General features: G+C 69.0%; 24 protein-coding genes. 7 read left to right on the top strand and 17 right to left on the bottom strand.

Annotated features, from left to right (window positions below):
• Positions 1 to 5 precede the first annotated feature (5 nt).
• Positions 6 to 1,256 (bottom strand): MFS transporter, encoded by a 1,251-nt coding sequence (locus DL991_RS30025; protein ID WP_125787727.1) that lies wholly within the window; start codon positions 1,254 to 1,256, stop codon positions 6 to 8.
• Entirely contained in the window at positions 1,253 to 1,831 is a 579-nt protein-coding gene (locus DL991_RS30020) for a transcriptional regulator (RefSeq protein WP_125787726.1), read from the bottom strand. The genes DL991_RS30025 and DL991_RS30020 overlap by 4 nt, the downstream gene beginning before the upstream one ends.
• Positions 1,832 to 1,949: 118 nt before the next feature.
• Between DL991_RS30020 and DL991_RS30015 the strand changes: the two genes are divergently transcribed.
• The 3 genes from DL991_RS30015 (at position 1,950) to DL991_RS30005 (ending at position 4,481) form a co-directional block, all read left to right on the top strand.
• Positions 1,950 to 2,486, top strand: a complete 537-nt coding sequence (locus tag DL991_RS30015) for an NADPH-dependent FMN reductase (RefSeq protein WP_125787725.1) — start codon at positions 1,950 to 1,952, stop codon at positions 2,484 to 2,486.
• Positions 2,487 to 2,562: 76 nt separating this feature from the next.
• Positions 2,563 to 3,507, top strand: a complete 945-nt coding sequence (locus tag DL991_RS30010; protein ID WP_125787724.1) for a 5'-3' exonuclease — start codon at positions 2,563 to 2,565, stop codon at positions 3,505 to 3,507.
• The gene (locus tag DL991_RS30005) at positions 3,504 to 4,481 is read left to right on the top strand and encodes a pirin family protein (protein WP_125787723.1); all 978 of its coding nucleotides are present in this window, start codon (positions 3,504 to 3,506) and stop codon (positions 4,479 to 4,481) included. The genes DL991_RS30010 and DL991_RS30005 overlap by 4 nt, the downstream gene beginning before the upstream one ends.
• Positions 4,482 to 4,802: 321 nt before the next feature.
• Here DL991_RS30005 and DL991_RS30000 read toward each other — a convergent pair whose 3' ends face one another.
• The 5 genes from DL991_RS30000 to DL991_RS29980 form a co-directional block, all read right to left on the bottom strand.
• A complete protein-coding gene (locus DL991_RS30000) occupies positions 4,803 to 6,023 on the bottom strand; it encodes a GNAT family N-acetyltransferase (protein ID WP_125787722.1) in 1,221 nt (406 codons plus the stop codon).
• Between the two features lie 44 nt (positions 6,024 to 6,067).
• Entirely contained in the window at positions 6,068 to 6,466 is a 399-nt protein-coding gene (locus DL991_RS29995; RefSeq protein ID WP_125787721.1) for a DUF4333 domain-containing protein, read from the bottom strand.
• Positions 6,467 to 6,500: 34 nt separating this feature from the next.
• Positions 6,501 to 7,700, bottom strand: a complete 1,200-nt coding sequence (locus DL991_RS29990) for a GNAT family N-acetyltransferase (RefSeq protein ID WP_125787720.1) — start codon at positions 7,698 to 7,700, stop codon at positions 6,501 to 6,503.
• Between the two features lie 41 nt (positions 7,701 to 7,741).
• Positions 7,742 to 8,527 (bottom strand): DUF4333 domain-containing protein, encoded by a 786-nt coding sequence (locus tag DL991_RS29985; protein WP_125787719.1) that lies wholly within the window; start codon positions 8,525 to 8,527, stop codon positions 7,742 to 7,744.
• Between the two features lie 637 nt (positions 8,528 to 9,164).
• Complete coding sequence (locus DL991_RS29980) at positions 9,165 to 11,942, bottom strand: RNA helicase (RefSeq protein ID WP_125787718.1); 2,778 nt, start codon at positions 11,940 to 11,942, stop codon at positions 9,165 to 9,167.
• 112 nt (positions 11,943 to 12,054) lie between these two features.
• Here DL991_RS29980 and DL991_RS29975 point away from each other — a divergent pair, with 112 nt between their 5' ends.
• Entirely contained in the window at positions 12,055 to 12,642 is a 588-nt protein-coding gene (locus DL991_RS29975; protein WP_125787717.1) for a hypothetical protein, read from the top strand.
• On the opposite strand, the gene DL991_RS29970 is transcribed toward DL991_RS29975, so the two are convergent.
• The 7 genes from DL991_RS29970 to DL991_RS29940 all read right to left on the bottom strand — a co-directional run bounded on the left by DL991_RS29970 (position 12,626) and on the right by DL991_RS29940 (position 17,563).
• Positions 12,626 to 13,501, bottom strand: a complete 876-nt coding sequence (locus tag DL991_RS29970) for a diacylglycerol kinase family protein (protein WP_125787716.1) — start codon at positions 13,499 to 13,501, stop codon at positions 12,626 to 12,628. The two genes, DL991_RS29975 and DL991_RS29970, sit on opposite strands and share 17 nt — an antisense overlap.
• Positions 13,502 to 13,508: 7 nt before the next feature.
• Positions 13,509 to 14,480, bottom strand: a complete 972-nt coding sequence (gene tatC / locus DL991_RS29965; RefSeq protein ID WP_125787715.1) for a twin-arginine translocase subunit TatC — start codon at positions 14,478 to 14,480, stop codon at positions 13,509 to 13,511.
• 97 nt (positions 14,481 to 14,577) lie between these two features.
• Positions 14,578 to 14,910: a Sec-independent protein translocase subunit TatA gene (gene tatA, locus DL991_RS29960; RefSeq protein WP_125787714.1), complete on the bottom strand. Its 333-nt coding sequence runs from the start codon at positions 14,908 to 14,910 to the stop codon at positions 14,578 to 14,580.
• Between the two features lie 38 nt (positions 14,911 to 14,948).
• Complete coding sequence (locus DL991_RS29955) at positions 14,949 to 15,158, bottom strand: bacteriophage holin (protein WP_125787713.1); 210 nt, start codon at positions 15,156 to 15,158, stop codon at positions 14,949 to 14,951.
• 9 nt (positions 15,159 to 15,167) lie between these two features.
• A complete protein-coding gene (locus DL991_RS29950; RefSeq protein WP_125787712.1) occupies positions 15,168 to 16,145 on the bottom strand; it encodes a YafY family protein in 978 nt (325 codons plus the stop codon).
• Positions 16,142 to 17,122 carry a YafY family protein gene (locus DL991_RS29945; RefSeq protein ID WP_125787711.1) on the bottom strand — a complete coding sequence of 327 codons (981 nt, stop codon included), beginning with the start codon at positions 17,120 to 17,122 and terminating at the stop codon, positions 16,142 to 16,144. The genes DL991_RS29950 and DL991_RS29945 overlap by 4 nt, the downstream gene beginning before the upstream one ends.
• A 9-nt stretch (positions 17,123 to 17,131) precedes the next feature.
• Positions 17,132 to 17,563, bottom strand: coding sequence for a helix-turn-helix domain-containing protein (locus DL991_RS29940; RefSeq protein WP_125787878.1), 432 nt, complete (start codon positions 17,561 to 17,563; stop codon positions 17,132 to 17,134).
• 104 nt (positions 17,564 to 17,667) lie between these two features.
• Between DL991_RS29940 and DL991_RS29935 the strand changes: the two genes are divergently transcribed.
• From DL991_RS29935 to DL991_RS29925, 3 genes are read left to right on the top strand one after another with little or no spacing between them, the layout of a single operon-like run.
• Complete coding sequence (locus DL991_RS29935) at positions 17,668 to 18,606, top strand: NADP-dependent oxidoreductase (protein WP_125787710.1); 939 nt, start codon at positions 17,668 to 17,670, stop codon at positions 18,604 to 18,606.
• Between the two features lie 37 nt (positions 18,607 to 18,643).
• Positions 18,644 to 19,108, top strand: coding sequence for an SRPBCC family protein (locus tag DL991_RS29930; RefSeq protein ID WP_233599060.1), 465 nt, complete (start codon positions 18,644 to 18,646; stop codon positions 19,106 to 19,108).
• Positions 19,105 to 19,803: an SDR family oxidoreductase gene (locus DL991_RS29925; RefSeq protein ID WP_125787709.1), complete on the top strand. Its 699-nt coding sequence runs from the start codon at positions 19,105 to 19,107 to the stop codon at positions 19,801 to 19,803. The genes DL991_RS29930 and DL991_RS29925 overlap by 4 nt, the downstream gene beginning before the upstream one ends.
• Here the strand turns inward: DL991_RS29925 and DL991_RS29920 are convergent.
• The 3 genes from DL991_RS29920 to DL991_RS29910 form a co-directional block, all read right to left on the bottom strand.
• Positions 19,800 to 20,663 carry a TIGR03620 family F420-dependent LLM class oxidoreductase gene (locus tag DL991_RS29920; protein WP_125787708.1) on the bottom strand — a complete coding sequence of 288 codons (864 nt, stop codon included), beginning with the start codon at positions 20,661 to 20,663 and terminating at the stop codon, positions 19,800 to 19,802. The genes DL991_RS29925 and DL991_RS29920 overlap by 4 nt on opposite strands.
• 72 nt (positions 20,664 to 20,735) lie before the next feature.
• On the bottom strand, positions 20,736 to 21,077 hold the full coding sequence (locus DL991_RS29915) for a helix-turn-helix transcriptional regulator (RefSeq protein WP_125787707.1): 342 nt from the start codon (positions 21,075 to 21,077) through the stop codon (positions 20,736 to 20,738).
• A 103-nt stretch (positions 21,078 to 21,180) separates the two neighbouring features.
• Positions 21,181 to 21,482: IS30 family transposase (locus tag DL991_RS29910; RefSeq protein ID WP_125787594.1), on the bottom strand; the 302-nt coding region annotated here is incomplete at its 5' end.

The raw sequence follows: 21,482 nt of genomic DNA, 5'->3' as shown, positions 1-21,482 counted from the left end.
CGAGCCTAGTCGGTCCGCGCCCCTTGGTTCACCGGCCGGTCATCCCCGATCGGGGCGGGATCGTCGAGCCCGCGCCAAACCCGGAAGATCGCCGGGAAGGCGGTGGCGATCAGGTACAGGCCACCGAACACGGAGAGCGCGCCGACGAGCCCGATCCCGTCCAGCAGCAACCCTGCCGCCATCGAGCCCAACGGCGCCGCGGCGAGCACTCCGCCCACGAGGAGGCTGAGCACGCGGCCTCGGACGGCTTCCGGTACCCGTTCGTAGACCGCCGGGAGCACGATCGGGTTGAGCGCGCCCGCCCCGATCCCGGCGACCGCCAAGCCCGCGAGCAGTACGACCGGCGCCGGCTCCAGCGCGAGCAAGGCGAACCTCGGGGCGCCTTCGATTCCCACCGCGACGAGGATCGCCGTCCGCCGCGAAACGCGGTGGCCCACCCAGCCATAGAGCGCCGAACCGAGCAGCGCGCCCGTCGCGACCGCGGTGATCATCGCTCCGATGAGCGCGGTGCTGTGCAGGACCTGATCTCCGTATGCCGGGTACAGGACACCGAGCAGGCCGAAGTCGAGGCTGCTGGTGAGCATCAGCATGCCGACGACGGCGCGCAGCACCGCGTCGCGTTTGACGTACACGAGCCCTTCGCGCAACTGCTTGAGATATCCACCAGACGACGGTCTCGGCGGACCGGCCGCGACCGGGATCAGCGCGAACACCAGCGCCGAGGACAGCAGGAGCGCGCCCGCGTCGACGAACAGCACCGGTATCGGGCCGATGAGCGCGATCAGCGCGCCGGCGGCGGGTCCGCCCACCATCCGGCCGGTTCTCATCGCCGCTTCGACGGCGCTCGCCGCCCTGCTCACGCGGACATCGCCGAGTTCGGCGACGCCGGGGAGCAGCACCTGCTTCGCCGTGTCGGCGGGCCCCCGGGAAACACCCATCACGAACGACAGCACGATCAGTCCGGGCAGGCTGAGCCCGGTCGTGCCCATCGCGAGCGGGATCAGGAGCACCGTGACGGTGGTCAGCAGATCCGCGCCGACGCTGGCGCGGCGCGTGCCGACCCGGTCCACGATCGGCCCGCCCAGCAACGCTGCGACCATCAGGCCCAGCACTTCGGCCGCGGTGACGAGGCCGGTCTTGGTGCCGCTGCCCGTGCTCTGCAGCACGAACCAGGGAATCGCGAGCAGTGTCATCATCACCCCGGCCGAGGAGATCCCCGAAGCCACGACCAAGGCCCCCAGTGGCATCCGGCTCATGGCGTCTCCGGCCGCGATTTCCTCGGGAAAGCCGCCCAATGCACGCGAACCTGGGTGTCGCCGTCCTTCTCCGGACGGCGGTAGCGGCCGATCACGTCGAGGATTTCGTCGCTCAACGCGGCGGCCTCGTCCGGTGTCAGCGAGAGAGGCGAATCGTGGAAGCTGACCTTGTCGATCCACTCGTCGGCCCAGTTCCGTACTTCGGCGACGAACTGCGCTTCGGCGGCGTAGCGCCGCTCGACCATCGTGTGGGCGTAGGCGTTGAACGGACCGGCGAGGTCCGGATCGTCGATGAAGTCCCGTGCGCGCATCTGGTCCCCCTCGTGCAACGCCTTCCACCACCTGTCGCGCCTGCTGCCGCGTTCGGCGTCCTCGGCGATCAGCCCGAATTCGGCCAGCTGACGCAGATGCCAGCTCGTGGTCCCGGAACTCTCCCCCACCCGTTTCGCCAGTCCGGACGCCGTCGCCGGGCCGTCCTCCCGCAGCAGTTCCAGGATCTTGACGCGCAATGGATGCGACAGCGCCCGCAGGAGGCGGCCGTCGACCCGCGCGAGATACCTCTCGCTCTTCCCCATGTCTTCGACCCTACAATCGCAGAGAGTTCTTTGCAAAGAGTTCTCTGCGATTAGACACCGATATTCGGCGATTCTGGAGTTTGACTTCAAGTTAAGTGCAGGTTTTACGGTCTTCGACATGACAACGAACTCGCCTTACCAGCTCGCCGTCGTGATCAGCAGCGTCCGCGAGGGCCGCTTCGCTCCCGTCGTCGCGAACTGGTTCCTCGACCGCGCCAAACAGCGCGACGACGTCACCCTGTCCGTCATCGACCTGGCCGAAGCCCCCGGCGATCTCTCCCCCGGCGTCGCCGCCGCGGACGCCGTCGTCGTGATCGTTCCCGAGTACAACCACAGCTACCCCGGCCCGCTCAAGACCGCGCTCGACGCCACCGGCCCCGAATGGCACGGGAAGCCCGTCGCCTTCGTTTCCTACGGCGGCATTTCCGGCGGCCTGCGCGCGGTGGAGCACCTGCGCCCGGTCTTCGCCGAACTCCACGCCGCGACGATCCGCGAGACCGTCAGCTTCCCTTACGCCTGGAACCACTTCGGCCCGGACGGTGAGCACGACGACTTCGAAGGCGCCTCCATCGCGGCCACCACACTGCTGAATCAGCTGAACTGGTGGGCCAACGCCCTGCGCGACGCACGCCAGGTGCGGCCGTACGCGGCCTGACCGGTATCCGTGAAGGACTCGGCTGGGGGTCGGGTCCTTCACGGACATCCGGGCCGGGACATGGCAGGCTGTCCGCGTGACCGGACCACTCGCTCTCCTCGATTCCGCGAGCCTCTACTTCCGCTCGTTCTACGCACTGCCCGAGTCGATGACCGCCCCCGACGGGACGCCGGTCAACGCCGTACGCGGGTTCACCGACACCGTCGCGCGGATCCTCGTCGACCGGCGCCCCGCACGGCTGGTGGCCTGCCTGGACGCGGACTGGCGGCCGAAGTTCCGCACCGATCTGCTGCCCAGCTACAAGGCGCACCGGGTGGCCGAAGAGATCCCGGAGGGCAGCGACGTCGAAGAGGTGCCGGACACGCTCACTCCGCAGGTGCCGATCATCCTGGAGCTGCTGGAGGCCTTCGGGCTCGCGACGGCCGAGGCGGCCGGATACGAGGCGGACGACGTCATCGGCGCACTCGCGATCCGCGAGCAGAACTCCCCTGTCGAGGTCATCACCGGGGATCGCGACCTGTTCCAGCTGGTCCGGCACGAACCGACGTCCACCGTGGTCATCTACGTCGGCAAGGGCTGGAACAAGGCCGAGATCCTCGGCCCCGACGAACTCGCCGAGAAGTACGGGATCCCGGCCGCGAACGCCGGCCCCGGGTACGCCGACATGGCCGCGCTGCGCGGAGACCCGTCGGACGGGTTGCCGGGTGTCGCCGGGATCGGCGAGAAGACCGCCGCGAAGCTGATCACCCAGTTCGGTTCGCTGCAGGAGCTGATCGAGGCGTCCACCGCCGGCGACTCGCGGGTGCCGCTCAAGACGCGGTTGCGGCTGAGCGACGCCGCCGACTACCTCGCGGTCGCGCCGACCGTCGTCCGGGTCGCGGCCGACGCGCCGGTCGAACAGTCCCGTCCGGACACCGTCCCGTCCGAGCCCGCCGACCCGGACAAGGTCGCGGAACTGGCGGAGCGCTGGAATCTCGGCCGTTCGGTGGAGCGCCTGCTGGCCGCGCTCCCCAAGCCGTGAGCAACACCGAGGCCGACCCCGCCGAGCTGCTGTGCCGGGAGCGGCCGGGCGAGGGTGTCACCGTGCTGACCCCGCGCGACGTCCCGCTCGGCGGTCCGCGCGCGATCCGGGTCCGCCGCACACTTCCGCAGCGGCAACGATCGCTGATCGGCGCGTGGTGTTTCGCCGACCATTACGGCCCCCAGGACGTGTCGGACTCCGGCGGAATGGACGTCGCGCCGCATCCGCACACCGGATTGCAGACCGCGAGCTGGCTGTTCAGCGGCGAGATCGAGCATCGCGACAGCATCGGCACGCGGGCCATGGTCCGGCCGGGTGAACTCAACCTGATGACCGCGGGCCACGGCATCGCGCACTCCGAGGTCGCCACAGTGTCCACACCGGACACCGCGACGCTGCACGGCGTCCAGCTGTGGATCGCGCTGCCGGACGAACATCGCGACACCACACGGGATTTCCGCCACTACGCACCGCCGCTGCTCCGGCTGCCCGGAGCCACCGCACGAGTCTTTCTCGGCAGCCTCGCCGGAACCACGTCGCCGGTCCCGGTGTTCACTCCCCTGCTGGGCGCCGAGCTCACCGTGGAGCCCGGAGCGACCCTGTCCCTCGACGTCGACCCGGGGTTCGAACACGGTGTCCTGCAGGACCTCGGCTCCGTCACCGTCGCCGGAGCCGCACTGGGCACCGGAGAACTCGCCTACCTCGCGCCCGGCGCCGGACGGCTGGAGTTGACGAACTCCGGTACCGAACCGGCCAGGGTGCTCCTGCTCGGCGGGACCCCGTTCACCGAGGAACTCGTCATGTGGTGGAACTTCGTGGGCCGCAGCCACGACGAGATCGCCGAATACCGCGAGGCGTGGCAGGCACAGGCGGACCGGTTCGGCCGGGTGGAGGGCTACCAGGGCACGACGGCGTGGTTGCCCGCACCCACGCTGCCGCAGGTGCGGATCAAACCTCGTCGCAATCCGGCTTAGCGGGGCGAACGGTTCCACTGAGGGACAAGTCAAACGTGGCGTGGGTGACAAGCGTGGACTCGCCACAGGGACCTGACACCCTGTCAACTGTCCACAAGGGACGCCAACAAGGCAACGGTGTCCATTTTGGGCACTTCGCGTGGGGGTCGTGAGTGCTAATGAGCGTTCTAACCCTCATTAGCACTCACGACCCCACCACGAAGCCGCTCTTATGGGCATCAAGCAGACATTTCACCACTCGAAAGTGTCCCTTGTGGACACTCAAGGCGCGGCCGGCTCCCGTAGTCCACCTTTAGGCCACCGAAGAAGCTCTTCCGTGACCTAGAAGAACGTCCCGCACCACGGCGACCGCGCGGTGTGGAACAGCGAGTCGGCCCGGGCGACCGCCGCCTCGTCCACCACCTCGACCCGGCCCGACAACGCCAGATCACCGAAGAGACCGTGGCCGAGGTACAGCGACGACAAGGCGGCGACGTCCAGCCGCAGGTCGGCGTCGGCGGTCGTCCGCTCCGCGCCGTCCGGGCCGACGACGTAACGGCCGCTGTTGTCCGGAAGCTGCTTGTCGAGCACTTCGAGCACCACGGGTTCGGCGGTGCCGTAAGTGCGTGCCCGCAGCGCGGCGGAGACATCGATGAGCCGTAGCCACAGGTCGTCGATGACCTCGATGGTGTTCACCGCTCGCGGGTCGGTGAGCAGTTCGGCGATCGGCTCGTCCATCGGACGGCCGCGTCCGGTGACGGCCGAAACCAGGTCGATCGACAGCAGGAACCGCCACAGTCCCGCCCAAGCCCGCGGGGTGGCGGCATGGAGTTCCCGGATCTCCAGGATCGCTCCGCGTTCCGGCGCCTGCCGGTCGCGCGCGTCGATGGTCTGGTAGACGACGAAACCGTCGTCCCCGTCGGGTCCACTGTGGACCGCGACGCGATAGCCGTCGTTCCCGGTGACCAGCCGGTCGAAGAAGCCCGGCCACCAGTGCGCCGGCCGGGCGACGAACCCTGGCCGCGTTCCCTCGAAGCCGTTGTACAGCGCGGGAACACGCTCCACAGCCTCGGCAGGGGTGACGAACCTGACCACCCCTTCCCGCCCCACGCCGTCACGGAGCCGGGCGCGTGGCCGTTCGACGGAAACGCCTTTGCCGAAAGTGGCCGCGCCGTAACCGAAGCGGCCGTAGATCACGGCTTCCGACGCGTGCAGCGCGGCCAGTGGCACACCGCGTGCCGCGAAGTCCTCTAGCTGAACGGCCATCATCGAGGTGAGGATCCCGCGGCGGGTCCAGTCCGCGCGGACGCCGATCCCGTCGACGGCCGCCGTGACGAGCTTCTGTCCACCGGGGACGGTGAGCTCGACGTCGAACGAGCTGGCGATCCCCACCGGGGTGCCGTGGTCGTCGAACGCGGCGAATTTCCCGGCGGCGGGCCAGGACGGAGCCATCTTCGCCCAGACCTCGTCCGAGGCGGGCCTGCCGTGCAAGGACTCCGCCAGGACTTCGAGGCAGGCCCGTTGTCCACCTTCGGCCACCGCACGCACAGAGAATTCGCTCATAGCGGGAGATCCTGCCGTCCGGCCCCGGCGAACCCAACCGGTTTTCAGGCCGGCGCGCCGACTTCGTAGCGGCCGTCGTCACCGGTGACGGTGATCGTGACGGTCTTGCCCTCGCCGCCGACCTGGACGGTGCAGCTGAACGTGCTTCCGTCCTTGACCGTCTGGTTCGGCGGGCACAGCACGTCGCCGACCTCGCTCACCTGATAGGTCTCGGTCAGGATCTTCCGCACGTCCGCCTGCATGGTCCTCGGGTCGAAGACCCTGCCCGGAACGGCGGAGGACGAACCGCCCGACGTGCCGGACGCGCTCGAAGAAGAGCTCGTCGTCGGCGGGACCGTGACGGTCTTCGTCGCCGGCGCGGGCGACGGGGTGTCCGAACACGCCGCCAGCACGACGAAAGCGGCACCATACAGACCGACCGTCGCGACGGCTCGCCTGCTCACGCTTCTCCACCCCCACCGGTGTGATCATCCAACGTCAGAAGAAGGTACCGCACCAGGGATTCACTCGCGTGCCGAACAGCAGGTCCGCCCGCTCCAGTGCGGTCTCGGTGGTGGTGCGGACGCGGCCGGCGGTCGCGAGATCCGACGGGCGCCAGCCGCCGAGGTACACCATCGACAGGGTGTCGGCGTGCAGTTCGAGATCCGCCGGGTCGGTGGTGCGGGCGGCGCCGTCCTCGGAAAGGCGGTAACGGCCGGAGTTGTGCTCCAGGAGCGGATCGATGACTTCGATGACGATCGGCTCGCCCCGATACGTGCGGGCGTCGAGCATCGCGGCGACGTCCACCAGCCGGAGCCAGCCCTCGTCCTGGACCTTCTGCACGGTTGCGTGCCGCGGGTCGGTGAACAGCAACTCGACCGGTTCGTCGAGCGGTCGTTTCTCCGCCGTGATGCGGTCGACAAGGTCCACGGACAGCAGGTGACGCCACAACCCGGCGAACGCGTCGGGATTCGCGTAGTGGAAGGACTGGACCTTCATCACCGTCGGTGCGCCGAAGTGGGCCCTCTCGACGGTGTAGGTGACAAAGCCGTCGGTGCCGTCCGTGCCTCGATGCACGGCGGTCGCGGTCGGCGTGGTCGCCCGGCGCACCTCCCGGACGTAGCCAGGCCACAGATTCGGGCTCCGCGCGATCATGCCAGGCCGGGTGCGCGGAAGGGCGTCGAAGAGCGACGGCCATTGCTCGATCGTGCTTTCCAGGCCCAGCAGGGAGATCTGCCCGCCCGCCGGTACCTCGGGGCGGAACCTGGCGCGGTTCCGGTCGATCTCGATCGACTTGCCCCTGGCCGCGATGCCGTAGCCGAACCGTCCGTAGATCGCGCCTTCGGAAGCGTGCAGCATCGCCGAGGGGATGCCTCGAGCGGCGAAATCCTCGAACTGGGCGCGCATCAACGCCGTCAGCACACCACGGCGGGTCCGGTCGGCGCGGACGCCGACGAGGCTGACCGCGGCGAGCGGCATGGTGCCGCCGCCGGGCAGCGTCACTTCCGAATCGAAGGACCGGACGGTGCCGATCAACTCCGGGTCGAACGCACCCAACCCGCGGTCCGGCTGGAAGGACCCGGCGGCGGCCGACCACTCCTCGTCGGTCATCTCCTTGACGTGCAAGGCACGCCTGAACAGATCGGTCGCGGCGCGGTCCTCGTCGGACCGCAGCGGCCGCACGGAAAAGTCGCTCATGATCCGATCATGCAGGATCGACCGCGCCCGGCGCCCGTCGTTTATTTGGTGACGGCGGGCGGCGAGACCTCGTAGTTGCCGGTGTCACCCTTCACGGTGATCGGCACCTCCTGCGGCTTGCCTTCGATCGTGGCGGTGCAGGCGAACTTCACCCCGTCCTTGACCTCCTGGCCCGCGGGGCAGGTGACCGCGCTGATCTCCTTGATCCCGTAGGTCTCGGTGAGCAGCTTCTGCACGTCGGTCTGCATCTGCGTGTTGTTGAAGACCTGGGTGTTGAACCAGCCGGGGGTGACGAAACCGAGGATGCCGACCGCCGCGATGATCACCACGAGCGCGCCGATCCCGATGAACAGGCCCTTCTTCGACTTCGGCTTGTCCTGCGCCTCGCCCTGGGCGCCCTGGAACTGACTCTGGCCGTAGTCGTACTGGCCTGGCTGCTGCCCGTACTGCGGCTGCTGCTGCGGACCGCTCTGGGGGTAACCCGGCTGCTGCTGGGGCCCGCTCTGCGGATAGCCCGGCTGCTGCTGGCCGTATTGCTGCTGCTGACCCCACTGAGGCTGCTGTTGCTGCGTCTGGGAAGGGTCATGACCAGGCTGCTGCGGATACCCCGGCTGTTGCTGGGCCGGGTCGTAGGGCGCGGGCTGCTGACCCCACTGGGGCTGTTGCTGTTGGGTCTGCGACGGGTCGTGCTGCGGCTGCTGGCCCCACTGCGGTTGCTGCTGCGGGCCGCTCGGCGGTTGAGTGCCGCCCGGCTGTTGCCCGTAGCCCGGCTGCTGCCCCCACTGGGGCTGCTGCTGCGGGTCGTTGCCGCCATACGGCGTGCTCATCGTTTCGCCTCCGCCTGTTCCGCCATCGTCACCGGCCGGATCACTGACCGTCGTGGGCGATCCAACCACAGGTTGGCACCCCTGCCCACTGTTCACGGGTGGTGTCGGGGCAACTGGCCGCGACCGTGCTCACACCGGCGGCGCGGCCACTCCGCCGGTCGGCCCAACGCCTGGTGAGTGGTGAGGACGGTTCTCTTCGAGGGGTGAGTCCAGTCTGAGGTGTTGCGAAAGCCTCTTTCGCAACGTCGACCCAAGACTCTCGTGAGTGGCGCTGCTTCCGCGGACCAAGTCCGGATCGCGTTCCGTGAAGGACCCCTTGAGGGACCCAGGGTCCCTCAAAGTTCCCCTCACCAGCCCAGGAACACCACCCCGAGGCCCACCAGCGCCACCAGTATCACCAGTCACACAAGCGGCGCGTGAAGGACCCCTTCCCTCGGCTCAGCCGAGGAAACTCGACCTTCACACCTGCCCAAAGTACGTGAAGGACCTCGAGTGGGGAGGATTTGGGACGTTGAACGTCCCAAATCCTCCCCACTCGACCCTTCGCAGGCGCCCCTCACCAGGCAAATCCGGATGCCAAGAACGGCATCGACCAGCGGCTATGCGACTTTGCCGGGACCCCTTCACGCACGTCCGGCTACGCGCCGCCGGCCGCCACGACTCCGCGCCGCAGAGCCTTCACCGCGTCCGAAGCGGCCGCCCCGACCGGATCCGCCTTACCGAGGACGTCGCGGATCTGGTCCAGCAGGTCGATGACCTGCCGGCACCACCGCACGAAGTCGCCCGCGGACAGTTCCTGCCCGTTCGCTTCGGCGGCTGTGAGTACCTTCTCCAGCGACTCGCCGCGGGCCCACCGGTAGACGGGCCAGGCGAAACCGGCGTCGGGCTCGCGGGTGCGGTCGAGCTTGTGGCGCCGCTCGTCCTCGGTGAGCTCCATCCACAGGCGCGTGGTCGCCTGCCAGGCGTCGACCACCTTGCCCAGGGGCAGGCGAGGCTCCCCCGCGGTGTCCCGGCGCGCCTCAAAGACCAGCGTCGAGACGACCGCGGCGAGTTCGGGCGGGGTGAGGCCCTCCCAGACGTCGTGTCGGATGCATTCGGCGGCGAGGAGGTCGGACTCGCTGTAGAGGCGGGTGAGCCGCTTGCCGTGTTCGGTGACGCGGTTCTCGCCGTCGCCCTTCGACTCGGGGCCGAGGTAGCCGCGTTCGCCGAGCAGCCGCAGGATGCGGTCGAAGGCGCGCGCGAGCGAATGTGTGGTCGCGGCGACCTTGCGTTCCAGTTGCTCGGTTTCGGCGGTGAGCCGCTGGTACCGCTCGACCCAGCGCAGATTCGCCTCGCGTTCGGCCAGGCCGTGGCAAGGATGCGCGCGCAGCGCACGCCGCAGCGCGGCCAGCTCACCGTCCTCATTGGCCCCGGCGCGGCGTTTTTGCCTGCCGGGCAGGGAGATTCCCGCGTTGCGCAGACTCGCGGCGATGTCACGACGGGTCTTGGGCGAACGCAGCTCGATGTGCTTCGGCAGCTTGATGTTCCCCAGCGCCTCCACCGGCGCCGGGAAGTCGGAGACCGAGAGCGGGCCGGACCAGCGGTCCTCGGTGACCACGACGGGCCGCGGTTCGCGGATCGGGTCGAGCCCCGGGTCGACGACGACCGCGAGCCCCGCGCGGCGTCCCGCGGGCACGGCGATGACGTCGCCCTTGCGGAGCTTCTCCAGCGACTCGGCGGTGCCGGCCCGGCGAGCGGAGGTGTTCTGCCGCGAGAGTGCCTTCTCCCGGGCGGAGATCTTCGCGCGCAGATCGACGTACTCCAGCATCTCGTCGAAATCGCCGGTGATGGCGGAGGTGTAGCCCCGCAGGGCCTCCTTGTTCCGCTCGATCCGCCGCGCCGTCCCGACCACCGACCGGTCGGCCTGGAACTGCGCGAACGACTGCTCCAGCAGGTCACGGGCCGCCTCGGCGCCGACCTGGGCGACCAGGTTCACCGCCATGTTGTAGCCGGGCCGGAAGGACGACCGCAGCGGGTACGTCCTGGTCGAGGCCAGCCCGCCGACCTGCTTCGGGTCGATCCCCGGCTGCCAGGCGACGACGGCGTGGCCTTCGACGTCGATGCCGCGCCGCCCCGCTCGCCCGGTGAGCTGCGTGTACTCCCCCGGCGTCAGGTCGACGTGTGCCTCGCCGTTGTACTTCACGAGCCGTTCCAGCACCACGGTGCGCGCGGGCATGTTGATGCCGAGCGCCAGCGTCTCGGTGGCGAAGACGACCTTCACGAGGCCCTGGACGAACAGCTCCTCGACGGTCTCCTTGAACGCCGGGAGCAGCCCGGCGTGGTGCCCGGCGATACCGCGTTCGAGAGCCTCACGCCATTCCCAGAACCCGAGGACGCCGAGGTCGCCTTCGGGCAGGTCCTTGGTGCGCTCGGCGACGATGCGGCGGACCTTCTCGACCTCTTCGGGGCCGTTGAGCCGCAGGCCCGACCGGACGCACTGGCCGACAGCGGCGTCGCAGCCGGCGCGGGAGAAGATGAACACGATGGCGGGCAGCAGGCCGGCGTTGTCCAGCCGCTCGACCGTGTCGGTACGGGACGGCGGCCGGTACCTCGGCATCCGCGACGGCCCGCCTCGACGGCCTCTCGGCCCGCGCAACCCGGCCGGGGCGAACCGCCCGCCGATCTCCTCGGTGCGGCGAAGCAGGCTCGGGTTGATCCGCAGTTCGGCGCCCGGCGCGTTTTCCTCCTGGCCTGCGAACAGATCCAGCAGCCGGTTGCCGACCAGCATGTGCTGCCACAGCGGCACGGGGCGGTGCTCGTCGACGACGACGGACGTGTCACCGCGGACCTCGACGAGCCATTCGCCGAACTCCTCGGCGTTGCTCACCGTGGCCGACAGGCCGACGACGCGGACGTGCTCGGGCAGGTGGAGGATGACCTCTTCCCAGACCGCGCCGCGGAACCGGTCGGCGAGGTAGTGGACCTCGTCCATCACCACGTACGCGAGTTCGCCGATGGTCGAGGACCCGGCGTAGAGCATGTTGCGCAGGACCTCGGTGGTCATGACCACGACCTGCGCGTTGCCGTTGATCGAGGTGTCACCGGTCAGCAGGCCGACGGCGTCGGCGCCGTGGCGGGCGACGAGGTCTGCGTACTTCTGGTTCGACAACGCCTTGATGGGTGTCGTGTAGAAGCATTTGCGGCCCTCGGCGAGGGCGAGGTGCACCGCGAACTCGCCGACCACTGTCTTCCCTGCGCCGGTGGGCGCGCAGACGAGCACGCCGTGACCGTCTTCGAGCGCCTCGCAGCCGCGGACCTGGAAGTCGTCGAATTCGAACGACGATTCCGCCGCGAAGCGGGTCAGCTGGGGGTACCGGCCGCGGCGCTGGGAGGCGGCGTATGCCTCGGCCGGGGTCTGAGGAGGGCTATTGACCACTTCGTCAGGGTTCCATACCCCACCGACAGTTCGCACTCGGTGTGACGATCTCGGGAACGGCCGCGGCGCCCGTGTCATCCAAGGGCCGGATCCGAGGTCGAGAGGGGACGCCATGGAGATCGCTTGCCCGCAGTGCGCGCAGGTCGACCAGGTGCAGAGTGTGCCGGCGGTGTTCCAGAGCGGCCAGACCACCTACCGGGTGCAAGGCGGCATGACGGCCATCCCGGCGGGCGACGGCGTGGTCTACACCGCGACGACGCACACCGGCGTGTCGGTGACCGCGACGGCGGCGTCGCTCAACCCGTATCCGGTGCCCCGCGGCGGCGGCTGCTTCCTGGCGCTCGCGCTGGTGCTGCTGATCCCCGCGTTCGTGTTCCTCGCCTTCGCGAACGACGTGCTGGACGAGAACATCGCGCCGACCGCCGACGGCAGGGCCGCGCAGTACATCGGGGCGTCGATCTTCCCGTTCGGCGCCTTCGCGCTGGTCGCCTTGTTCGCCGTCCTGTTCGTGCTCCGGATGCGGCGCAACGCGCGGATCCGGCGGGGCATCCCCGCCGCGCTGGACTACTGGCGGCAGGCGTGGTTCTGCCACCGCTGCGGCGGGGTGTTCTTCCCGGGCGGCGAACTCATGTCGGCCGCGACGTTCCGCGGGCAGGTGTGGCGCGCGGGTGACTACGCCGGGCTCACGCGACGACGGTGAGCGCGCCGGGGACGCAGGTGACGTCGATCGGCAGCCTGCCCAGCGGCTCCCCGTCGGCGTAGACGGGCAGGTCGCTGCCCGCCAAGTGGATCTGACTGGCTTTGAGGACCCGCACCGCCGGATGGGCGATGTGGTCTCCCGACCGGACACCGGGCAGCATGCGGATCAGGTCGCGCCTGGTCGCGTTCCCGACGACCGTGACGTCGAACAGGCCGTCTTCGGGGTCCGCGCCGGGGCAGATCGGCATGCCGCCGCCGTAGTACGGGGTGTTGCCGACGGCGATCATGGTGGCGTCGAGTTCGATCGTCTCGACGTCGGTGCGGAGCACGACCGGGCGGGGCCGGAACGCGGCGAGTTCGGCCAGTATCGCGACGTCGTAGCGGCGCGGGCCGCGAGGCCAGGTCAGCCGGTTGGCGCGTTCGGTGACCAGCGCGTCGAAGCCGGAGCACAGGACCGTGGCGAACCATTCGCCACCGGCCCGGCCGAGGTCGATCCTCCGTCGTTTCCCGTCCACGATCCGCCTGGCGGCGAGATCGGCGGCGGCGTGCGGCCGTTCGGGGATCGCGAGTGCCCTGGCGAAGTCGTTGCCGGTACCCGCGGGCACGAGCCCGAGTGCGACGCCGGATTCGGCGCAGAACTGCACGCCCTGGTGCGCCGCGCCGTCGCCGCCGAGTACGACGAGGACGTCCAGCCCGGCCGCACGCGAGTCGGTCATCAGCGCGCGGGATTCCTCGACCGTGTCGGCGACGAGGACGTCGAGCCGGTCCACGACGGGCCGCAGCCGCGCCGCGACCGACTCCATCAACCGACCAGCGGCCCCGTTACCGGAGGCGGGGTGGACGGCCAGTGCCGCGTGCATCCCCGGCTCAGGTGACGTCGTCGGTGCTGGTGCGCTTGCCGTTCGTGGCGGCAGACGGCTCCTCGTCGATCTTGCTCGGCGTGTAGTCGAACGGCGCGGCCTCGTCGTCGTCGAGCTGGTCCCAGCCCTCGGTGCCGCGTTCCTTGTCGAGCTTGCGGTCGTGGAAGCGTGCGATCTGGATCGACATCTCCAGCAGGACCACCAGCGCGCCCGCCAAGGCGATCATCGAGAACGGGTCCGAACCGGGCGTCGCGAAGGCGGCGAAGACGAACACGACCATGATCAGGCCGCGGCGCCACTTCTTCAGCATCTGGTACTTCAGGACGCCGACGCGGTTCAGCATCACCACGAACAGCGGGAGCTCGAAACTGACGCCGAAGATCAGCAGCAGTGACAGGATGAACGAGATGTACTTGTCACCGGTGAGCGCGGTGATGAACTGGTCGCCACCGAAGTTCATCAGCAGCTCGAGAGCGTGCGGGATGAGCAGGTACGCGAGCACGGCGCCGGTGGCGAAGAGGATCGACGCGAAGAAGACGAAGGTGAGCGCGTACTTGCGCTCCTTCGAGTAGAGGCCGGGCGCGATGAACGCCCAGATCTGATAGAGCCACAGCGGCGCCAGCAGCACCGCGCCCGCGGCTATACCGACCTTCAGCTGGATCATGAAGGCTTCGAAGGGGACCGTCTGGAGCAGCTGACAAGGGCCGGTCGGGGAACCACCGAGCCTGCGCTGGTACGGGATGCCGCAGTACGGACCGGTCATGATCTGGCCCAGTGACGGGATCGGGCCCACCCTGGTCTGGAACCAGAGGAAACCGATGATCCCGCCGGCCAGGATGGCGAGCAGCGCGAAACCCAGACGGCGCCGGAACTCGTAGATGTGCTCGATGAGCGTCATCGTGCCGTCGGGGTTGCTCCGACGGCTGCGCTTGCGCCGCTTCGTGCCGCGGCGCTCCTCACCGGAGGCGGAATCCGCCACTGGACAGTCCGTTCTCGTCAGGGTCCACCATGAGCGCGCCGCGACTTCGGCGCGCTCATCCGCGAACAGGCTCCGCTGGGCTTGCTAAAAAGACCGCTCAGCTGGCGTTCTTCTGCGCCTGCTCGGCCGGAGCGGGCGTGGCGGCCTGCTGCTTCTTGAGGTCGTCGAGCTGACGCTGGAGGTCCGCGACCTGCTTGTCCTGCGCGTTCGCGGCAGGCGCGGGCGTGGTGGCCTGCGGCAGCTGCTTGGTCTCGACCTCTTCGGTCTCGGCGGCCTTGTCCTTGTCCCCGGCCATGTCCTTGGTCTCGGCCTTGAAGATCTTCATGGACTTGCCGATGGACCGCGCGGCGTCCGGAAGCCTCTTGGCGCCGAACAGCAGGACAACGACGAGCACCAGGATGATGATGTGCCACGGCTGCAGCGCGTTCATCGTTTGCGGCCTCCTTCTCGAGTCTCTCAGGTGTGATGTTACCGGTCTTCGAGCCCACGTCGTTCCGCGATCGCCACGCGGAGCGCGGCCGACCGGGCGCGAAGGAGCCCTGTCCGTTTTCGGGTGTTCGTAGCCACCATGCTCATCGTATGGGTGAGCACGCGCAAGACTCTGCGTAATTTGATCAGCAGAACAAAGAGCAGGAGCAGCCCGGCGACGGCGAGCGCGATGCTCGGCAGGTACGACACGGCGTCACCCTACTGCTCGTAGGTTGACGTTAGGTGACGAGCCCGGGCCAGCGCGTCGGCCGCGCGTCGACGAACTGCCTCACCGAGCGCGGCAGGGCTTTCGACGTGTGCGTCTCCGCCCAAACCGAGGATCAGCCGGACCATCCAGGACTCGTCGGCGTAGCGCATCCGGATCCGCAGGCGTCCGCCATCGAGCTCGTCGAGCTCCTCGCAGGGGTAGTACTCGGCTACCCAGCGTGTGTCGGGATCGAGGACGAGGACGGCTTCCCGCTGATCGGGGCGCGGTCGAAAAACACCATCGGAAATGTCAGTGGGCCGCGCGTGTGCCGGCGGGACGGCGGGTTCGTCGAGCACGGTGAGCTCGTCGATACGGTCGAGGCGGAACAGCCGGACATCCTCGGCCCGGCGGCACCACGCTTCGAGGTAGCCGACCGCCTGCACGATGAGCAGCCGCATCGGATCGACGGTGCGCTCGGTGATCTCGTCCTTCGACGCCGTGTAGTACCGGATCCGCAACGCGCGCTTCGCGGTGAGAGCGGCCCGGACGGCTTCGCGGGTGCCTGCGGTCTTCTTGCCTTCCCGCACTCCCCCGCCGACGACGATCCCCGACGGCTGGGCCTGGCCTGCCGCGGCCTCGATCTTCGCGATGGCGCGGCGGACCGCGTCGGCGTCGACCACGCCCGGCGTCTCGGCGAGTGCCCGCAGCGCGACGAGCATGGCCGTCGCCTCGCCGCCGGTGAGCCGCAACGGGCGGTTCATGCCGGCGTCGTGCGTGACGACGATCGTGTCGCCCTCGAAGGAGAGGTCGATCAGGTCGCCGGGGCCGTAGCCGGGCAGCCCGCACATCCACAGCAGTTCGAGGTCCTTGCGGAGCTGCTTGGGCGTGACGTCGAAGTCGTGAGCGGCGTCGTCGATCTTGATCCCGGGCCTGGCGAGCAGATAGGGCACGAGCGCGAGCAGCCGCGGCATCCGTCCGGTGGAGCTCATCGGGCACCGCCGGCGTGCGCGATGGCCTCGAGGCGGCTGAAGACGGACTTCGCGAGGACCTCGGGTTCGAGAACGAGGACGTCCGGGCCGTGGGCGGTGAGCCAGTCGGCGGCGGATTCGGGGTAGTACAGCTCGATCTCCACGAGGTCGCCTTCTTCTCCCCCGGCGTCGCTGCGGCCGACCACCCGGCCGCGGCGGCGGACCCCGGCGGCCCTGCCGTCGGCGACCCAGACACTGGCCGTGGTCACGGCGGACGGGTCCTCACTGCTGCTGGCGGAGACCATCCGCAGCAGGTTGACCCCCTCCGGGCGTTCGACGACGCCGGGTGGGCCGAAGGCGTCGACCTTCCCTGTCACGCGCGAAAGGCGGAAGCAGCGGGACGCGCCGCGGTCCCTGTCGTGCCCGACGACGTACCAGCGACCTTTCCAGGACACCACGCCCCAGGGTTCCAGGGTACGGATCTTGCGTTCGGCCGAACCGCTGCGGCGGTACTCGAAGCGCACCGCCTGCCCGGCCTGGACGGCGGCGAGCAACGGACCGAACGCCGGTTCCGCGCGGACGCGGGGCTCCACGACCGTCGGGGCGTGATCGTCGACCTCGACGCCCGCCGCGCGGAGCTTCACCAGCGCGCCTTGGGCCTCACCGGTCAGTTCCGGGGAATCCCAGAGCCGGACGGCGAGGCCGACCGCGGTCGCCTCGTCGGGCGCGAGGTCGATTTCGCCGAGTTCGTAGTCGCGCCGCGCGATGCGGTAGCCGTCGATCGCGTCGAACGCGGAATTGCGGCCGGTCTCCAGCGGGATGCCGAGTTCGCGCAGTTCGGTCTTGTCGCGCTCGAACATCCGGAAGTACGCCTCGTCGCTGGCCGCGTCGGCGTACCCGGGCACGATGCCCCGGATCCGCTCGGCGGTGAGGTACTGCCGAGTGGACAGGAGGGCCAGAACCAGGTTGACCAGACGTTCGGCGCGAGCGGTGGACACCCGGTTACCCTAGCCCGCGCCGTCCGACCCGATGGTGACAGCCGCCGATCGCGCGTCGTAACGATCCCTGGCGGTCTCGACCTCGTCGAAGCGCGTCTCGGCCCAGTCCTTGATCCCGGCCAGCAGTTGCCGGAGGCTCCGGCCGAGTTCCGTCAGTTCGTAGTCCACCCGCACCGGCACGCAAGCGGTGACCGTACGGGTCAGCAGGCCGTCGCGTTCCAGGGTCCGCAGGGTCTGCGTGAGCATCTTCTGGCTGACGCCGGCGATCCGGCGGGAGAGGTCGCTGTAGCGCTGGGGCCCGTCTCCGAGGGCGACGAGGACGAGGCTCACCCACTTACCCGAGACCTCGTCGAGCAGTTTCCGGGCGGGACAGGCCGCGAGATAGGCGTCGTAGGCCCGTTTCTCCTCGTTCCGCCGTTCTTGTGCCGTGCGCGTGACCACGGTGCGCGTACCTCCGCGTGGGTTGGGCACCTCGAGGTGCGTACTTCCCGATGGAGAGTAACTCCCCATACGTTCGCCTGGAACGATCCCCTTGGAGGAGAACGATGCGCGCAGTGGTGGTCCGCCGGTTCGGCGGTCCGGAAGTCCTGGAGTTCACCGAGATCCCGGTGCCCGTCCCGGGATCCGGTCAGATACGAGTGAAGGTGGCCGCGGCCGGGGTCAACCCGGTCGACGCCGCGACCCGCTCGGGTTTTCTCACCGAGGCGGGGATCATCCCGCCGCGTGAGGTGATCGGGATCGGCTGGGATGTCGCCGGGACCGTCGACGCGGTGGGCGACGGTGTCACCGGGTTCGCCACGGGCGACGCCGTGATCGGCCTGCGGGACCGGCCGTCGACGGCGCTCGGCACGCACGCCGAGTTCGTCGTGCTCGACGCGGACGCGGTCGCCGCTGCCCCGCGGACGGCATCCCTCGTGGAGGCCGCGACCCTGCCGTTGAACGGTCTCACCGCGGTCCAGGCCCTCGATCTGCTCGACCTGCCAGCAGATGCGACGGTACTGGTGACCGGTGCGGCGGGTGCTGTCGGCGGCTACGCGGTCACCTTGGCCAAGGCCCGCGGTTTTCGCGTGGTGGCGGTCGCCGGTCCCGCCGACGAGGCACTGGTCCGAGGGTTCGGCGCGGAGGTTTTCGTTCCGCGCGGCGACTTCCTGGCCGATCGCGTGCGCGCGGTGATCCCCGGCGGCGTCGATGCGGCACTCGACACCGCGTTGCTCGGGCTCGAAGCCTTGGACGCCGTCGCGAACCGTGGCCGGTTCGTGGTGTTCGCGGCCGGAGCGGCCCCGATTCCCTTGCGCGGCATCAGGGTCGAGCACGTCTGGATCCGCGCGGACGGCGCCGCGTTGGCCGATCTGGCGGCCCTCGTCGACGAAGGCACGCTCGCTCTGCGGGTCGCGGACACGGCGCCCTTGGACGAGGTGGCGAAAGCGCACGAACGCCTTGCCGCGAGCGGGCTCCGCGGGCGGCTGGTGCTGACCAACGAATAAGTTGACGCTTAATTAAGCCTACGGTTATCTTCGCATCATGGACAGCATCATGAACGAAGACGAAACCCGGCTCGAACTCCGGCGCGAGTATCCGGACCCGATCGAAGACGTCTGGTCGGCACTCACCGAATCCGAACGCACGGCCCGCTGGATCGGCACATGGACGGGCGAAACAGGGGTCGGCAACACGATCATGCTGCTGATGACCGCGGAGGAGGGCTCCGAACCGTCGCCCGCCATCATCCGCGAATGCGATCCGCCGAAACGGCTGGCCATGGATCTGCACAACACCGACGAGCCGACCTGGCGAGTGGAGTTGACGCTGACACCGCGCGGCGACGGAACGGTGCTCGACTTCGTGCACCGGATGCCCAAGCCGGATTGGGACACCTCGGACATCGCCAAGGGCTGGCACTTCTATCTCGACCGGCTCGGTGCTTCCCTCACCGGCGAACCGGTGCCCGAATGGGAGACGTACACGCCGCCTAGTTTGGAGGCATGAACGATCGAGTACTGCTGATCACCGGCGCCTCCCGCGGTCTCGGCGAGGCCACCGCACGCCGCGCGGCCGCGGCCGGGTTCCGGCTGGCGTTGCTCGCCCGCGATCGCGAGGCGCTGCTCCCCCTCGTCGCCGAGTTCGGCGAGGATCGCGCCCTCGCGGTCGCGGTCGACGTCACCGACTGGGGTTCGCTGTCCTCCGCGGTCGAGACGGTGAAGACCACCTTCGGCGGGCTGGACGCGGTGTTCGCCAATGCGGGGCAAAGCGTCGTGGTCTCGTTCTTCGGCGACGGCGGCGCGGACCCCGAGCAGTGGCGGGACATGGTGCTGACGAACGTCTACGGCACCGCCCTCACCGCACGGGCAACCCTGCCATCACTGGCGGAATCGAAGGGGCACCTCGTGCTCACCGGTTCGGTCGCCGGGCGCTACCACCGGCCGGGGAACCTCTACTCGGCGACTAAATGGGCGGTGACCGGGCTCGCCGGATCGATCCGCGAGGAGGCCGTCGGCACCGGCGTCCGGGTCACCGTCGTGCAGCCGGGTCTGGTGGACACCTCGATGATCCCCGAGGACTCGAAGTCCAAGCCGAAACTGGAACCCGACGACATCGCGAGGGCGGTGCTCTACGCGCTGGAGCAACCGCCCTCGGTCGACGTCAACGAGATCGTGGTCCGCCCGACCGGGCAGGTCCGCTAGCCCGGCAGCAGCGACTCGGCCAGCCGTCGCCAGTGCGGCATGGCCGACTCGCCGGGTTCGACGCCGATGACCTGGATCCCGACATGGTCGGCGCCCGCGTCGAGATGGCCGCGCAGTTTCGCGGTGACAGTGTCGAGATCGCCCCAGAACACGAGATCGTCGACGAGCCGGTCGCTGCCGCGGCCACCGTCGAGGTCTGCTTCCGTGTAGCCGAGACGGAGGAACTTGGCGACGTTGTACTCCGACGTCAGGTAGCCGTGCAGATGCTCGCGAGCGATCCCGCGCGCCTTGCCCGGGTCGGTTTCGAAGAGCACGGCGTGCTCGACGCCGAGGAAGGCCTTCTCCCCCAGCACTTCCCTCGCCTTGGCGGTATGCGACACCGGCACGTGATAGGTGTGCGCGCCCTCGGAGCGGTCTCGGGCCAGATCGAGCATCTTCGGTCCGTACGCGGCCAGCAGGCGCCGGATCGGCACGGCAGGCAACGGGTTGGCACTCGTGACCGTGTCGAGTTCGTCGAGGTAGTCGTTCATGGCCTCCAGCGGCTTGACGCCGGGACGCGCGCCACCGAAGCCGAGCCCCAGGACGTGCCGGCCGGGATAGGCGTCGGCCAGCAGGAGGGCGGCGCCGCGGGTCCAGCGCGCACCGCGGGAGCCGATCCGCGCGATCCCGTTGACCACGGCCATGCGTTCGGTGGACGCGAGCAGGAATCCGGCGTGGGTCAGGGCTTCCCGCCCGTCCCGTTCCGGGATCCAGATCGACGGCCAGCCGAGTTCTTCCAGCTCCCGCAACGAATCCCGCAGCATGCTCGCGGGCTGGTCTTCGAAGTCGAACGTCCAGATCCCGAAACGCCCCAGTTCCATCTGTCTCTCCTCAGGTCGAGTACAACATATCGAAGTATCGCAGATGTTCGATATGTTGTACTCGACCTGAGCTCAGATGGAGCGTCCCAGCAGGTCGACGAGCTGCGCGATCCGCTGTTCGTCACGGCGGTAGTGCGTCCACTTGCCCACACGGGTGGACCGGACGAGCCCGGCGCGCTGCAGCAACGCCATGTACGCCGACACGGTGGATTGCGCGAGCCCCAGCTTCGCCTGGAGATGACTGACGCAGACGCCGACCTCGTTCTGATCGGCGATCGCGTTCTCCGGCGGGAAGTGCCGGTCCGGTTCGCGCAGCCACCCGAGCACCTGGAGGCGGATCGGGTTGGCGAGCGCCTTCAACACCTCGACGAGGTGCTCGGTGGTCTCCGGGACGGGTTCGGCTTGTGCGGTCATGATCCTTCGAGCTTATCGGTACAGGCGGTCGCGAAGGGGCCTCCGCGCGCCATCGTTGTTGGGGCCAGAGGCCTGTGTCTGAGTCCGTGAAGGACTGGTGGATTCACATGGTGGTTGCAACACGCATTGTTTGTTGGCCTGAGAGTAGTGCTTCGAGTGCTTCGGTGGGTGTGTGCCAGTTGAGGGTTTCGCGGGGTCGTCCGTTGAGTTCGGTGGCGATGTGTGCGAGGTCCTTGGCGGTGTGCTGGGTGAGGTCGGTGCTTTTGGGGAGGTATTGGCGGAGCAGGCCGTTGGTGTTCTCGTTGGTGCCGCGTTGCCAGGGTGCGTGGGGGTCGCAGAAGTAGATGTCGATCCCGGTGGCCAGGGTGGTTTTCTTGTGCTGGGCCATTTCTTTGCCCTGGTCCC

Source organism: Amycolatopsis sp. WAC 01375 (genome assembly GCF_003947325.1).
Classification (GTDB): domain Bacteria; phylum Actinomycetota; class Actinomycetes; order Mycobacteriales; family Pseudonocardiaceae; genus Amycolatopsis.
Note: the sequence above shows the minus strand (reverse complement) of the source record. Positions and strands in the feature narration are given on the sequence as shown.

Coding starts and splice junctions, on each gene's coding strand:
- DL991_RS30020 (WP_125787726.1), bottom strand. CDS start 1,831: ATGGGGAAGAGCGAGAGGTATCTCGCGCGGGTCGACGGCCGCCTCCTG.
- DL991_RS29985 (WP_125787719.1), bottom strand. CDS start 8,527: ATGAGCACGCCGTATGGCGGCAACGACCCGCAGCAGCAGCCCCAGTGG.
- DL991_RS30000 (WP_125787722.1), bottom strand. CDS start 6,023: ATGAGCGAATTCTCTGTGCGTGCGGTGGCCGAAGGTGGACAACGGGCC.
- DL991_RS29970 (WP_125787716.1), bottom strand. CDS start 13,501: ATGCACGCGGCACTGGCCGTCCACCCCGCCTCCGGTAACGGGGCCGCT.
- DL991_RS29925 (WP_125787709.1), top strand. CDS start 19,105: ATGAACGATCGAGTACTGCTGATCACCGGCGCCTCCCGCGGTCTCGGC.
- DL991_RS30025 (WP_125787727.1), bottom strand. CDS start 1,256: ATGAGCCGGATGCCACTGGGGGCCTTGGTCGTGGCTTCGGGGATCTCC.
- DL991_RS29975 (WP_125787717.1), top strand. CDS start 12,055: ATGGAGATCGCTTGCCCGCAGTGCGCGCAGGTCGACCAGGTGCAGAGT.
- DL991_RS29915 (WP_125787707.1), bottom strand. CDS start 21,077: ATGACCGCACAAGCCGAACCCGTCCCGGAGACCACCGAGCACCTCGTC.
- DL991_RS29990 (WP_125787720.1), bottom strand. CDS start 7,700: ATGAGCGACTTTTCCGTGCGGCCGCTGCGGTCCGACGAGGACCGCGCC.
- DL991_RS29950 (WP_125787712.1), bottom strand. CDS start 16,145: ATGAGCTCCACCGGACGGATGCCGCGGCTGCTCGCGCTCGTGCCCTAT.
- DL991_RS29920 (WP_125787708.1), bottom strand. CDS start 20,663: ATGGAACTGGGGCGTTTCGGGATCTGGACGTTCGACTTCGAAGACCAG.
- DL991_RS29930 (WP_233599060.1), top strand. CDS start 18,644: ATGGACAGCATCATGAACGAAGACGAAACCCGGCTCGAACTCCGGCGC.
- tatA (WP_125787714.1), bottom strand. CDS start 14,910: ATGAACGCGCTGCAGCCGTGGCACATCATCATCCTGGTGCTCGTCGTT.
- DL991_RS29935 (WP_125787710.1), top strand. CDS start 17,668: ATGCGCGCAGTGGTGGTCCGCCGGTTCGGCGGTCCGGAAGTCCTGGAG.
- DL991_RS30015 (WP_125787725.1), top strand. CDS start 1,950: ATGACAACGAACTCGCCTTACCAGCTCGCCGTCGTGATCAGCAGCGTC.